We start from the raw sequence: 15,726 nt of genomic DNA, 5'->3' as shown, positions 1-15,726 counted from the left end.
GATGAAATCATGAAGGGTATCGATCTCTTTTCCGGTGGCGGTTGCGGCAGCGCCGGCGCGCGTCATGCCGGTCTGGACATGGTCGCTGCCGTCGACGCGTGGGACATCGCCGCCCAGACCTACAAGTCGAATTTCAAGGATGCCGAGGTCGTCACCGCTCGACTGACGGATCGCAGCGGGCCCGAGATATTCAATCGTGTAGGCAAGGTCGACGTGTTGATCGCCTCGCCCGAATGCACCCATCATTCGATTGCCCGAGGCAACAAGCCGGTCGACGAGGAGAGCCGTCGTTCCGGCTGGTACGTGATGAACTTCATTCGGAAGCTGGATCCCCGATGGATCGTTCTCGAGAACGTCACGCCCATGCGCCACTGGCCGGGGTTCAATGAGCTCATCGCCGAACTGAAGCGATCTTACAAGCTTCGGATCGAGCCCCTGGATGCTGCCGATTTTGGCACACCGCAAAATCGCCGTCGCCTGTTCATCATGGGCGACAAGCTTGCCACACCAAATCTGGTGAAACCCATCCTCAGGACCGAACGGGACGCAACGAGCATCCTGGATCGGGTCGGCACCTACCCCGCGGAGCCCGTCTATAACGGCCGTCGGGCCACCTCGACGATCGAGCGCGTCGAGCGGGGTATTGCCGAGCTTGGGCGCAAGAAGGACTTCCTCATCGTCTATTACGGCTCCGATCGGGCCGGCGGCTGGCAAAGACTGGATCGTCCACTCAGAACGCTTACGACGCTTGACCGCTTTGGGCTCGTCCAGTGGATAGACGGAGAACCGACCCTTCGGATGCTCCAGGTCTCCGAGCTCAAGCGAGCCATGGGACTCACCTACCTGAAGGACCACCTCGGCGAAGGCGTGAGATTCGAACTGGATCACGGGACCCGACGTGACAAGATCAAGGTGCTGGGCAACGGGGTCTGCGCGCCGGTGATGCGCGCAGTGGTCGGATCCTTGATAGGTGGCGGTAGCAGCGACATCCTGAGCGATGAACTACGCCCCGCCATTCGGCACAAGCCCCATTCGTCTCGCAACAGCAAAAAGAGCGTGAGGCACTGATCCAGCGTCCAATCTTCGATCCCTTCCGGAACACGAATCGCACAAAATTGTGCTGATCCATATCCCGTTTCTCAAACCTACCGACAAGTCGGCCCCCATCACGCGCACCGCGTCGTCGACCCCGGCCAGATCGCGGCGAAGGTCGGATTGTCGGTCGACGCCGCGTAGTTATTCCGGCGAATCCAATCAGGCCGCTTGAGGGTTCTCGTGAGCCTTGATCGCGTCTCGTGCTTTGAGTTCAAGGCGCATAAGATGCTCGCGCGCCCTCGTCAGTTCCGCAATTGGTGTCGCCAGTTCAGCGCGGAGGCTTTTGAGACTTAATTTGCCGCGTTCAACAAGTTCACCCTTTTGAGCGAAACTTTCGAGCTGTTGGGTGATGTAGTCCGCCATGCGCTCTTCGGTCACGTAGATCATCTCGTCTATTAGTTCCGTGAGTTTCTCACGATCTACATTGGCGATTTTGTCAGCGCGTTTCCCGAAGAAGTTATGCATCCGGTTGTGGAGGGACCTGATTTGCGCACACATGCGCATCTCCCGCTCCATTTTTTCCCATTGGGAGCTGATTCCAAGCCTCTTCAGGTGTTCAACGACACGTTCTTTACTTTCTTTATTTTTCTCATCGTGACACTCGTCTTCTATTTCCCTTAAAGCGCGCCTGACCGCCTCAACTTGGTCAATGAATGTTGCAAAGGTCCTATCGATTAGCTCGGCATATTCAGCGCGGCGCATTTCAGGAACAAGTCCAAATGCATTTGCTACTCTAGCTGCTAAGTCGGCGAGCGACGTTACAAACTTGACCGAGTTATCTGCTGCCTTGAATACGTCAGTTGTTTCTTTTTCCTCTTTCTTGTTTGCAGTATTCATTTTGGCCTCCTCGACCTCTAAATGAACAGGAGGCAGCACTCTAGCAGAAAGAAACCGGGTCTTGAGTTGGCCGGATCACAAATTATCGCCCGAAGGCCCTAGAACGCTCCCGTACCGTGCAACGCTGCCAGCGCGCTAGCCCGCTATCGACGCCGACGAAAACAAACTCGACGACGAGATCGCGTTTCTCAGGGCCAAGATCTATCTCCGTGAGATGGAGCCGCGCTTGCAGACCTTGACTGCGTTCGACCGGTTTTCGGTCCGCGCATGAGGCGTGATAGGGCCGGCGCCGATGTCGGGCGCCGGCGATTGCCTCCTTAGCGGTCTAGGCGCTTCTGAGTGCCGAGATGCATCTGCGACCACAAGGTCGATATGGCGTGGTCGGCTCTCGCGGAGCGTGTTGCAACCGACCTGCCTCAGGCTGACGACGATCGTCTCGCTCTGTCTAGCGGCTTCGAGCAAAGTAGGTGTCGCGAGAATTCGCGGCGAGCGATGGCTGAGCAAAGCTCGCCTGCCGCCAACACGAAGACGAGGCGAACAAAGAGCTAGTTTTTTGACGAGAGTATCCAATCCCAATCGTTTGGACAGCCTATATTGCATAGCTCGCAGACTGCAGTCCCCTCGTCGCGAACCTTGCTTGTCCAGGACGCACCATCCAATGTAATTACGGCGTCATTGTCGGGGGGACCACTATGACAAATGAGCTTGTCTGGGTGAGAGCTATCAACGAAACCGCTTGGAATAGCGAGACAACTGTCGTTTACCGTCAGATCAGTCCACGTTTCCGTACCAGCCTTGGTTAGTTTGAGTTTTAACGCCTTATCATTACTTGTCAGGTCGAAAACATAATCTGTCATCGGACACCACCGTTCTAGTTGATCGTCCAAAATAGCGAGCCGTGACACTTATATTGGAGCGCGCGTTTCTGACTCTCCGCAAACGTTCCGAGCGGCAATAAGATCAGTTCGACCGGTGCTGAACGACCATTGTGTCGCCTCACGAGTGACGGCGCTCCAATCGACATCACGATCGGTGCGGGCGGCGTTCGCAGGCTCGCCTGTGGTCGCGATCCGCTTGCTCTTTGCCGGCCTCGTCCTAGCGATAGCATCATTCGCTCCGCAGGCTGCCTCCGCAGCGTGGCACGACTACTAGCTGCGCGCAAGTGTCTCGCTTGACGGCATTCCCTTGTGGCGTATGCTCGTTCGGGTAGAACGCACGCTGGTCGGGGGAAGTCATGCACTTATGGCTTTCGATTTCGAGTGCAGTGCTGCTGTGCGGGCCGATCCTCGCACCGACCACAAGTGCTGCCTTAGCAACCCCGCATAAAGTGCCCCAACGCCAGCGTGGTCCACCGGTCATCCGCCGCTAGGTTCTATTGCAAACGGAATTCGATTTCTTGCGACCGCCGGTCCTTTAGGCACGGCGACGTCAATGCATTTTTAGACTTCGGCAATGGTGCCGTTGCCGAGGATGAGAATTGCAGGCTGCGCGCCATTACCAAAGCATATTGGGTATGAGTTGAATTGGGGCGGAAGCAATGGCCGGACGAGTTCAGCTGTTCACCCGCAAGGCTGTCGATGGCTTTAGCGTCAGCATCGATGCGAGCACGATTGACGGAACATTCACAGCGGACGCGATCGTCATTACCGTTTTGGATGCTGGCGGCAACCAAGTGGGTCGCGGGGAATTCAAGATCACGCCTGTCAAAATTCCTGAGCAGCTTATCAGGAAAGCCGAACACAGGCTGATGACATGGACTGAAATCCAGGACGACGCCAAACGTCTCCGGAAGGCCGTTCAGGACGCGCTGCTCCAGGACTCCGCGACCATCGATACAGCCCGCAAGCTCCTGAACGATTTTGAAAAAGATAGGGACGAACTGCGCGACTACCTCGCCAATCGCTCGGTCGACCTCAGAGCGGCGGCCGGCGGCTTTCTCGGCACCAACGAGCTGGCGCTCTCCGGTACCGTCACCGCGCGCATCGCCATCGATCTGACGTTGCTCGACGCCGACCAGAAACCCACGCCTTCTGACGATGCGGTGATTTTGACAGCAAGCATCGAAGCGGCGGGACAGGTCAGGCTTGCCAACGAGGAGCGCGCCGCCGCCATGCGGGTCGAGGTGACTGTCACGCGTAGCGCCGTGGTGAACGCGCTGCCCTCGCTCAAGATAGACTCGGTGAAAGGCTTCCCAGCGCTGGATTTCGAGTGGCCACGCATCAAAATGCAAACACTCGACTGGCCCGAATTCGGGTCGGTCGGAATCGGTAAACTGCTGCGCCTGGACCTACCCTGGCCCGGTGCGATGGGTGCGGCCCCACCTCTTAGATTCGAGCCGCAACTCAAGCTGACATTTGCTGTGAACAATCAGGCGCTCACGCTGGCGGCAGGCCCCTACACAGGCAAGCTGGTCACCGATCCGGGCGGAGATGAGATAGCCGACCTCACGGACTTTGAGTTTTCGCTTTCGCCGGCAGGCGCGAATATCGCGGGAAAGTTAAAGCCGGCAGTGAACCCGCCACAGGTGCATCTGCAGCGCGCCTTTATCGACAGGCCGGATATTCTGCCCTTCACAATCGAGGTGGATCCGTCGACGGTGAACCTAACGATCGACGATGAGATCGATCTCGCCACCGCGAACCTCAACCTCAATGTGGTCGCGACCTTAACCCTGCCGCGGGTCCTGGTACGGGCCAAGAGCGATCCATCTCTCCTGCTCGGCTTTTCGGCGACCTACGAACAAACCTTCGATCGCGCCGCGGGTAAGACGGCAGGCAAGCTAACCTCCCTGAAGATCGTCGAGCCCTATCCGGTCGAGCTGATTGCGCTAGCGGCGCAGGGCGCTGCCGACCTGGCGAAGGAGCTGATCCGCCTGGTCAGTGGCATCAAGATCCCCAAGCCGGACGGACCTGATGTTGGCCTCCTGAACCTGCTTAAGCGCATCGCCGACATGCTGGCTGCGGCGGTACGGTGGCTGGCGCGCAAGGCTGGCGCCGCGGTGGATGCGCTCCTTGGGATCGCGGAAGCGGTGCTTGAGGCGCTCGCGGACGCGATCCGCTCCCTCATCGAAAAGTTCGGCAAGCTCGAGGCTTCCAATCCCCACCTGATCATCGAGGTCCGCCTCGACGCGCGCAGCTATGCATTGCGCCAGATCCTCATTTCGCCGGCCTGGGAAGCGGCACCAGGCGCGGCCGATACCCTGGATTTTTCTACGGCCGCAATCGACATTTCACTACCTATCGATTGGACGCCCGCACTCGTGCTCGATTTCGACCGCGGCGTCGATGTCGCGCTGGTGGCGCTCACGGGCAGCAGTGCCTACCCATTCGCGATCGGGACGGACCTCTGGCTTGCACGCGATGTCGGCGTCGACGCCATCCGCGAAACCGATGATCAGGGAGTACGCCCCACAAAGCGCCTGATCCAGGTCACGGCCAAGCAGAGCAATGTCGGGCAAGGCTTAAGCCTGATCCGCCTTTCACGCGGAAAGCCGACATTTTTCGAGCACCTGAAGACGACGGTCACACCGATCAACGAGGATCGGCTGCGGCTATCACTTCTCGACGGGCCAATCAGTTATGAAGAACAGTTGGATTGGAAGTCGCTCGGGATCACGGTCGCGTTCGGTGATGCGACAAAGCGGCTTCTGCCCTTCCTGCAAAGCGGGGGACAGAACGGCAGCTCGTTCACCGACAGCCTGAGCCAATGGATTGAGGTAACAGCAGCAGATCCCGAGGTTCGGGGTGGCGAGGCTACTCTTCGCCTCAATGCGACCCTGAAAATCAAGGGGGCGGATGTTGCCTTCCCGCTCGTCATCAAGGTTCGGTTCACGGATTTCAGGGTCACTGTCGAGGGCGGCGACAAGGTCACGATCGAGGGGGAGCGAGGCAAGAACAAGTTCAACATTTTTGGACTCAACGGCGAAATCCTGCCCAAAAACACTCCACCCGGAGGCACTCCCCCAGACAAATACAATTTCTTCCAGCTCGACTTCTCCAAGGGCGACGCACGGCTTGCGCTCGCCGATAGTGCACGTCTTGATCTCTCCTATGGCAAGGTCGCAAGCAGCGGGCGTGGCATCGTCTTCCGTGTAGATGAGCTGGGGCTATCTCGCGCGGGTCTCGACCTGAACGCCAAGGTTGACCGCGAGACGCCGGTGCAGCTCGCCGGCGTTGACATGCCGTTTCGGTTCGATAGCGGCGGACTCTCCATCAAGCGCAGCGAGGTGCAAGCCTTCTCCATTAGGGGCAGCGGCCAGCTACCGCCGGAGCTTGTCGGAGAGGCCAATGCCACGATTTCGATCTCCATGGGGCGCGGGGCCAGCGGATCGCTCATCGTGCAAAGTGCCGAAGCCACGCTGGACAAGTCGAACGATCCGATCGTCTGTCACGCGACCCGCTTTACACTGACGATCACGGCGCTCGGCCTCGAGTTTCACAATTTCGAAGACAAGGGCGCCGGGTACCACTTCTACTTTACGCTCACTGGCAGCGCCCAGTTCAAGCCGAAGCCGGGCGAATTCACCGACGGCCTGCTCAAGAACCTCAGCAGCATCACCATCACGCTGGACAAGGCGCCCCTCGCCCGCGATCCGAAGATGCTGCTCAACAAGATCGAATTTCAAGTCGCAATCGAGCCCAAGAAGCGCTTCAACGTCTTCAATCTGTTCACCTTCGAACTGCGCGGCATTGGCTTCCATCCAGCCTCTCCGGCGTTTGACGGCAGACCCGCGCTATCCATTTCCGGCCAAGTCAAGTTCGTCGAGGCTGGTGACATCGTCAGTCCGAAATTCGATTTTCACAAGATGTGGATCGGACCCGCCAAACCGGGCGACTGGCGGCCCCAGATCCGCTTCGATGGTCTCACCGTCGGTGTGCGGTTTGGCGGTGCTGCATCAATTGAGGCCACCGCAATTGCGGTCGATGAAGCCCTGCCGAGTCTGTACCGGCCCGGAGCCCTGCCGAAGGACGTCACCGCACGCGGCTTTCTTGCGTCCGGCAAACTCTCCATCAAGGGATGGGGCGCGATGAGCGCGGCGATGGGTTTTCTGGAATTGCAGAAGACGAACGAAGAGCAGAAGACAATCGGCCCACCGCGCCAGGCCTTCTTCATCTACGCCCAGAAGGACAAGCTATCGATCGAGATTCCTACCCCGCTGGGATCGATATGGCTGCGCGAAGTCGGTTTCGGTTTCGGCTATCGCTTCACGCTCGCCGCCTTCAACCGCGCCGACCAGGTCACAGACGTCAAGGGCCTGATCAAGGTGCTGGACGACATCTCCAAATACCAGGGCGACCTCGCTTCGATCCGCTCGTGGGAACCCGAGGCTGAAGGCAATCGCCTGACGCTTGCTTTGCGTGGACTGATCACCCTCACGACAGCATCGGAGGGCTCCTACGACGCCGATGGCGAAAAGGAGCTACCGAATCTGGTGCTGTTCGACATCGTCGCGGCGCTGCGCAGCGATCTCACTTTTTTCATGAACGCGCGCTTCTGGCTCTGTCGCAACTACGCGGACTGGGTTGACTCGAGCGCGAACGACACCTGGCGCAATAATCCGACACTGCGCGGCTATGCCTATCTTTCGGTGCCGCGACGGGAGTTCCTGAGCCGACTGGTCGCGGACGGCACAGGCGACGTGGAAGGCACCCACCCGCAGCTTCCGAAGCCGCTCATGGAAGCCATGAAGAATGTCCGCTGGTCGGCCACCACCTATATTCGGCCCGGACTCTTTCATCAGGAGTTCGGCTGGCCCTATGAGCTCGCCTTTACCTTCGAGCGGCACGAGAGCTATGGCGAGCTGCGGATCGACTGCCGCGGCGGCCTCGTCAACCGGGTCGAGGATGGCGCATTCCTGTTTGGCATTGCGTTCAAGGCTAACGGCTATGCCACTATCGGCGGCCAGGTGGGTGGTCGCTCCTTTGGAGCCTCGGTGACGGCACGCGCCGACTTTGCTATCGACGCGAAGTTCATCGCCTATGTGTCGGTCACGCGCTCCAGCGATACGCTGTTCTACGGCGCTCTCTCCTTCGAGCTGACCCTCGGCCTGCAGGTAAGAGTGTGGCTTCGCTTCAAAGCAGGCCTGGTCCAGGTAAGCCTCGAGGTCGGCTTCTCGATGTCGCTGACCATCTCGCTCGCGCTGGAAGCCGCGGCCTGGACCAACCAGATCGCCGCGCGAGGCTCGGCCTCGGTAGTTGTCGGCGCTTTCGGTCGCCAAGTGCGGCTCGGTATCGGCTGTTCGCTGAATGCCGACAAGCTCGATGGCGCCCGTGCTCGGGTGGAACGTTTTCTCCAACTCGGGCTCACGGTGGCTACGCCGGATGCCGAGAAAGGCGTGGCGCCGCCGGCGCCTGAGCTGCCACGGGCGCCTGGGGTCACGGAGGCCGACGACAAGATCGACGAGGCGCTGGACAAGCAGGAAGACGTCGCACCGGTCGGTGGTGGCCTGGAGCCGCAGGGTGAGGATCTGCGCGCGACGGGCTACTGGGCTATGCTCTTCTTGGTGCCAGGCGGCGAACCAGACAAGCGGCAGTACGTCATGACGTTCGTGCCACGGGACCATTCCGAGACCGGCCTGGAGGAGAAGGATCTCCCCCGCCACGATAAGCAGGGTCGCCTGCTCGGCACTTTCTACCCGCCGCACGGCGCAGATGCCTCTTCGGCCGATGCGCTGACCATCAAGAACCTAAAGCTGGCCCGCGATGTAACCCTGACGCGACTGCGATGGGACGGAAAGCACCCGGATGAGACATGGACCACTCAGGATGTTCAACTCTCATACAATGCCGCCGCCGTCGTCGCCCGTCAGGACAGCGAAACGATTCCACTCATCGATCCGCCTGACAACTTGAAAAATGGTTTCATGCGCAGCTGCTTCGTTGAACGCAGCGACGAAAGCCTTCATGAACCGAAAGCCAAGCGGATTGAGACCGATGCCGAGCGGCTGCCCGACAATCGCGAGGCTGCTGCCCAGGCGTTGGCCGAAGCTAACCTCGACCAGCTCGCGCTGGGCGTGGAGGATCGTGCGACAAATGACATCGAAGAGCGTCGCTCGGCGGCCATTGCCGCCCTCTGTGACTCGGCTGCGCAGCTCGCGGTCGGCGGCCCGAAGGCCTGGGACGATCCGGCCGGCGATGGCTTCGACGTGCGCTCCTTCGACCTCGCGTTCGTAGTCAAGGAAACCGATATTGACGTGCTGTTCAAGACCGGCATCAACGGCATGCCGCGGCGAGCCAATTTCGACCTGGTCGCCAACACCGCAGGAATTGATCCGCTCCCCGAACATCAAAGCGTACATCTGTTTAATCCGCCGGAGCGCATGTTCGATCAGCTCGGGCCGAAACTTGCCGAGCCCGTAATCGAAGCCGTCGCAGGTGGCATTCGCCTGGACTGGGATCTGGAGCCGCCATTCGAACGCGCGCGGGGGATTTGGCACGATCCCGAGTTCAACGTGAAGCACTACCGCCTCGAGCGGACCATTACGTCCAGACAGAGCACCACGAGCCTCGTGAAGCCAATGCGCATCACCGCAAAATCTGCGGCCGCGCTTTACCTTGGACGTGATGCAGTGACCGCAGCCTTCGTATGGCGCTACAGACGCCGCAAAGCCCAGTTCGTGGACGACCTCGCCGATCTCACACCAAGAGCGCGCGCACTGATACTCGGCGCCAACCCGCTAGCAAATGCTGAAGGAACAATCGATGAGATCTCGCTGGCGCTGGAGGATGGTGAGGTCGTCGATGTGAAGTACACCGTGATACCCATCGATTGCGCGGGAACCGAGGGGCCGCCCGCGCAGCTGCGGCTACCCGTGCGGAAGGCCACGCCAGCGCGAAAGGGCGTGAGCCGCGCGGTCATGCATTTCGAATACCGGAAGGAGCTCGCCGAGGTGACCGCGGACGCGCAGCCTACGCCGGATATCAGGCTCGGGCTCGACGACGTGGGAGCAACGGCGAAGCAGACGCGCATCTATATGCTGCGCGTGCGCCATGAACGTGGACTAGCCACCGGACTCTATGGCTCGGACGCAGTCACCGATGCGCGCGTCCGCCCGTTGGCCGGAGACTTTGCCCTGAAGCGGCCGACCGACGAGGATTTCAGGCTCGAGATTGCGTCAGACCAAAAGAAGGAGTCCTACGACGATCCACAAACAATCTCTCAGAGTGAGAACGCCAAGTTCAGAATGGTGCGCCTGGACAACTTCCTAAAGGCGATCGGGGTCGACCGGAAGCCAGATCTTCGCATCGAGAGTCCGCTCGGCGTACGGTTCGCGCTTGCTCCGCTAGCCGAAGCCAACGAGGAACCGCCGCCCTGGTGCCCAGTCGACATAACACTGCTGATCGATCCACCTATCGATCTCGCAAAAAGAGGCCAGGACGTGCCGCCAAAGAAGCTGCCGGCCGTCGGCGTCCCGGTCGAGATCTTCGAGCACCCGGTCACGATGTCGTCGGCGCCACTGATATCCGAGGACCTCGGCGGAGATGCCGGGCGCGTGCTTGTGCTCCAACCAAACCCCACAGCGCGGTTGGCCGAACTGATTGATGGGACATCAAAGCCGATAATCCCCGTGCGCGACGGCAGCCGACGGGTGGCGACGCGCCTGCAATGGAACGCGCAGCCGGCAAGTTCGGACCCGATCGACCATGATACGATCGATGGCAAGACCGTCGACCGCCGAAGCGCGCGGAAGCTAGGTGCCTATTTCGGCGGATTCGATGTCTTTGAGGTCGACGCAGCAGGCGAAGTCGAGGGCGCCACCAGCGCACCCGAAGCTGCCGCGATAGTCTACAAGTTCAAGGCGGGCAACACGGGCGATCCGGGCTCCGGATTCTTGAAGCTAGGAGCCGGCGATAGGCCGTACGAGATCCACGTATCGATCAAGGACGTCGCGGGCAAAGATCGGGCTAGGGTACTGGACGAACTCGCTGCGTCACGAGAGCAGATCAAAGGTCAGATTCGCTTGGTCAAGGATGGCATTCCGGACCAATGGATGCTGTTCGATCTTCTCGGAAGCTCGCGGTACGCAGGCTACCACACTCTTTCGGTCGCTCTCAAAGGAGGTGCCGGCAGTTTTTCGAGGAACGACCGGATCATCTTCGCCTTCATCCGCAACGACGCGGCCAAGCATGTGGCGCGGGTCCAGGCTTTGCCGCCATCACTTCGCGCCCTTGAACCGGCTGAGATCGACGACTTCGCCAGGCTCGAGGCGCAGTATCCCAGTGAAAGCTGGCGACTTGCCAATGCAGGAAGCAGCCGTCGAGCGTCCTGGTTCTCGCCGGCCGAGTCATTCATCGTCTGGCCGCAACACACGCCGCGCCGTTCGCTCTCCATCAGTGTGGACGAGCCAGTCCTGGCAGAACTCCTGTCCAAGGGCCGGCCGAAGACAATTTTCGTTACACTCACCATCCCGCTCTCGAGGCTAGATGCTCAAGGCAAGCCCGTCACTCTGACACCAGTCATCCGCCGTTTCTTGGACAACGCGCCCCAGCCCGCTGATGGCTTCCTGGCTCCGAAATCGGTGCGTGATATACGCTCACTCCTACAGGACCTGGTGTGGGACAGCAATTCCAGCGCTATCCGGAAGGACTTCTCCGATGAACCGGCTGCGTTCCGTGCTGCACGCCTCAAGATCGAGGCGAGGTCAGACCGCAAGGAGCCGGTAAGCGCAGAATGGACGATCGATCTCGATCCACCGCTGCACCCGGTACTCGCCGACGTCATCGATTGGGTTCGCTATGATCAGGTGCAGGAACGCTTCTCACCCTATGTGCCACTTCGGCTCAAGGGGTCGCTTTGCGCGTGGCTTAAAGAAAAGCTGACTTCCGAGGGCGGCACCGCAACGTTCTCGCTTGAATGGCCGGCAAACGCCGTAGTTGCCGAACCGCTACTCGGCTTCGTCTCGAAAGGCGCTGCCAACTTCGAGGGTCGCAACTTCCGCTTCTTCACGCCCGGACCCGACGCGGCGGACCCGAAAAGTGCGATTGTACACGACATTGTCTGCGCCGCGGGTCGGCTGGCGGTTCGTCTCGACAAGAAGGCGCGTGAAAAGATCAAGGAAAACCCTCCCTCTGCAAAACTCACAGTGCAGCTGAACCAGGGTCTGACCGAGTTTATGGAAACATTCGAGATCGACGGCCTCGCACTTGCGCAAGGAGAGGAGCTCGCGCGCTCCTTCTATCGCCGCTACGAACCCGTGCTCGAGCCGGCCCCACAGACCAATGCAAAGGACGTCTCAGCCTGGTTCGACGACACACCGGCCGAGCGAGACCCGTATGGCTGGGGGATCCTGCGTACGCTCGGGCTCGCAGCAGGGTTGAAACTCTACGACACCGAAACACGCGAGTACCTCACCGGCAAAGAAGTCCTGCGACGACTGCAGGAGGCGTTCAAGAAAACGCTGCCTCGCTACGGCTTCGTGCCCTATGGGCAACCCTTCGTGGACGTCATCTCGCGCGCTGGCGGTACGACTTCAGTCGCCTCGTTCGACGGAGGCGCGCCTGCCTTCAACGCGGACGACCTTGAGAACTTTCTCGAGAATGATGCATTGGCGTTGACCCAGATCTCGCTGCGTCCTCTGGTCGACCGCATCAGCCGTGGCTGGGGCGCAGATGGTCAAATGAAAGTCGGCAATCTGGTCGACAATCCGGTCGCCTATTTCGTCATCTCAGCAAGCGATAAGGAGAACCCAACCACAATCACACTGGAAAATATCGCGCTTCCAGATGACGTATTCGCGGTTGTGGATATACTCGACTTGACGACAGGGCTCGCGAAGCCTCCCTCCTTCACAATTGTCAAGAAGCAGCCAGATCCGAAGGGGCCTCAAAAGACGGTACGCGAGGCACTGTTCGACGGTGCCGGTGAACTGTACAGCATCGAGACCGGCCCGAGCCGCAATGACAGGCCTGTGGCACTGGCGCGCGTCATCGTCACCAAGGGCAACGCGCACAAGATCTTCAGTCCAGACATGTGGGTGCAGGACGGTACGGTCAAGTGGGTTGTGAACGGCACAGTCGACGCGCTCCGTTTCCCCCAACACAAGACGGGCAAAGTGGAGAAGGTTCTTGCGGAGCCGTTCGGGCTGTTCACCGAGATCAGCACCCTGCGCTTCAGCGCGCTGACAACGCGGACGATAGCCGACGGCAAGACCGCGCCACTCGGCCACGACGAGGTGCTGCGCAACATCGATACCCTGCGAGCCTACTGCCTGCGTCGCTGGCCCGAAGGATGGCCAAAGCCCGAGGGTGAAGCGGCCCTCATCGCTCGCATCCCCGAGTGGACACGCCGTTTCATCGAACATGGCCCGGCGCTTCCGAAGCAGCCACAGGACAACATCGACCCGGCCGAGCCACATTTCGCTATTGCCGAGGTGACCCGTCCCGATCCGTGGCGCGTTGGCGTAAACGAAGATGGGACGATGGAGGTGCTGTTCACACACAAGGACCGCAAGCGGCGCCTCAAACGCTACGCTGTCAAGCCCTTCGGACGCTACGACGCCTTCGCCGAGGCACTGTGGCAGGCGGCCAATCCACAAGCGTCAGCAGAGCCGCCCAAGCTCACCGGTGTCTGGATCGATTCATCGGAGGCTGTCGGCGACATACAGCAAAAGTTAGAGCAGAGCTGGGATCTCCGGTTTTTCGACATCGAAATTCCCCGCACCGAGCCGATCGCCCCACCTGTGCTGCTCGACGGCAAGCGCATCGAGATTGCGCCGGAGGAGAAGATCCAGATCATTCCGCCAGCCGCGCAAAGCACGCGGCGACTGCTCGAATTCCTATTTGCCGCGCATCCTGAGGAGGTCATGTCGGAGGCAAACGTGCAGGTCGAGGGTGCGCTATCCTTTGAGAGTGTGTCGTATGGATTTTTCCGCGAGTTTCCGACACAGCGCTGGGCGCGGGACATTGCACCCGACATCGACACCGCCGCTAAGTTCGGCGATTGGACGCCGGTGCCTGAACCAATGGCCCTTGTAACCACCTCCGACCAGTTCGGCGGACTCGCAGAGAGCAGGACGATAGATGGCAGGGTCCCGGGCCGGTACACCGATGGTTGGCGCGCGCTGCGCGGGTTGCGCAGCGAAGCACTGCCGTTCTTCTTCCGCTCCCATTTGGTAGCCTTCGCCTCCGCGGGCGTCGTTGTATCGGATCCGGTCGTGGCGACCGTGGAAGAGGGTCACTACAATCTTAACCTGCCATGGCACACCAAGGTGTTTGGCGCGCTCACCGACGTGCCGCAATGGGATGTGACGCGCGACAATGACGGCGTTTGGGCAATCTTCCGGCTCCCGCTGGTGCGCTTCGTGGACGGCATGCCTGAGGACTCTCGACAGATCTGGCTGAAAGCTGGCCAAATCCAGGAAGTCTTCACCCTGCCCGATCAGGTGGCACGCTACGAGTTGCGCATGATCACGCCAGACCGCGCAGGACTTGCCGCCAGTTCGGTCGAACTCGACCTAATCGGGGAACAGCGGAAAGGCAATGGACCGAAGTCGCGGTACCGCGTCAACGTAGTCGGGCCCCTGTTCGAGGCTGCGGAAGCGGTGCCAGACCTTCCGGCAAGACAGGCTGACGCTGTCCCCTGGTGGAAGCTCTTCGTAAGAGCGAAACTCAAGGCACCGGATCCACCGGCTGATGTGCTCTTTGCGCCCGCGATCGACACGAAAAACTTTGCGCTGTTCGAGCTTCCGTCAAGCGCATTCGCAGCCGGCGAGGCGTGGCCTATGGTGGCACCGACCGCGCAGGTAGTGGTAAAGGTCGATGCGGTCCCGAACACGAATCCGCACTGGCCGACCTTCCAGGCCAATGTGAAAGTCTGGCGCGACATCTTCCAGCTCTACGCGGCGAACCCGATGGCAGAGAAGATCCGCCAATTCCTCGACGACTGGGCAGGCACGACTGGCACCACGCCGCCCCCGACGGAGCTTCCGGTCGATGCATTCCCTGCCGGCTTGCCGCGGCTCGAAACCGGCCGTCCAGCTGGCGTGCATATCGTTCAAGCAGTCGGCGAATCGTGGGGCTGGCCGACATCGGCTCAATTTGGCATCACGCAACGCGATACACTCAAGCAGCTGATCCCGAGCAACCACGATGCGGCCTACGATCCGGCCTTGTTCCAGTCCGAGATCGCCACGCCGATGCGGGCGGGGATGCGCCGCGTCTACGCGACGCAAAAAGACCGCGCCGAGTGGCACTTGAATTATCCGCCGTTTACCACTTCGCTCGATGCGGACGAACGCGGCGCCGCAGCGCTCAAGGTGGCGCTCTCCAAGGATCTTGGGGGCGCGCGCCTCTGGCCCGATTGCTGCGACGTCGTTGCCGCTGCCACACTCACGATCACCCCGGGCGGCGACACGGAGAGCAAAGTTCGCTCACTGCTTGAAGCAATCGAGGCCGAGCAGTTCACGGCCACGGCCACTCTCGATCTCGCCAAGGCCGAGGAAAGCGCGCTGCTCAAGGGGGCTACGGAAATCGTAGTTCACCTGCCTGGAACAGCCCTCGGCAAGCAAGCGGTCGTCGATGCTCTCGCTGCGCTAGCTGCGCCCGAACCGGAGAAATGGCGGCCGGTTTCTCTCGTCCTAAGAAAGGCGCCGATTGGGACGGAGCGCGAGCGCATCATGAGCGCGATTGCCGCGGTGGTGACCGACGCCGCCATCCAGCAGGACCTGGAGCGCTTTGTCGATGAGCAGATCGCGGCGCAGATCTTTGGCGTCTGTCGCAAGCCCAAGATCAAGATCTACCGCGGCATAGCGGTGCCACAGGAAGACGACATCGTGCGCGCGAACGGAGGGCCCTGACC

3 protein-coding genes are annotated in these 15,726 nt (G+C 60.4%); 2 read left to right on the top strand and 1 reads right to left on the bottom strand.

The window, feature by feature from the left end:
• Positions 1-9 precede the first annotated feature (9 nt).
• Positions 10-1,068 carry a DNA cytosine methyltransferase gene (locus EDE08_RS08100; RefSeq protein WP_207912945.1) on the top strand — a complete coding sequence of 353 codons (1,059 nt, stop codon included), beginning with the start codon at positions 10-12 and terminating at the stop codon, positions 1,066-1,068.
• A 186-nt stretch (positions 1,069-1,254) separates the two neighbouring features.
• Here EDE08_RS08100 and EDE08_RS08095 read toward each other — a convergent pair whose 3' ends face one another.
• Complete coding sequence (locus EDE08_RS08095; RefSeq protein ID WP_131868430.1) at positions 1,255-1,932, bottom strand: hypothetical protein; 678 nt, start codon at positions 1,930-1,932, stop codon at positions 1,255-1,257.
• Between the two features lie 1,537 nt (positions 1,933-3,469).
• Between EDE08_RS08095 and EDE08_RS08085 the strand changes: the two genes are divergently transcribed.
• A complete protein-coding gene (locus EDE08_RS08085) occupies positions 3,470-15,724 on the top strand; it encodes a hypothetical protein (RefSeq protein WP_131868429.1) in 12,255 nt (4,084 codons plus the stop codon).
• Positions 15,725-15,726 lie beyond the last annotated feature (2 nt).

Source organism: Bradyrhizobium sp. R2.2-H, assembly GCF_004346455.1.
GTDB classification, from domain to species: domain Bacteria; phylum Pseudomonadota; class Alphaproteobacteria; order Rhizobiales; family Xanthobacteraceae; genus Bradyrhizobium; species Bradyrhizobium diversitatis.
The sequence above is the reverse complement of the archived record's forward strand: the minus strand, read 5'-3'. Positions and strand labels throughout refer to the sequence as shown.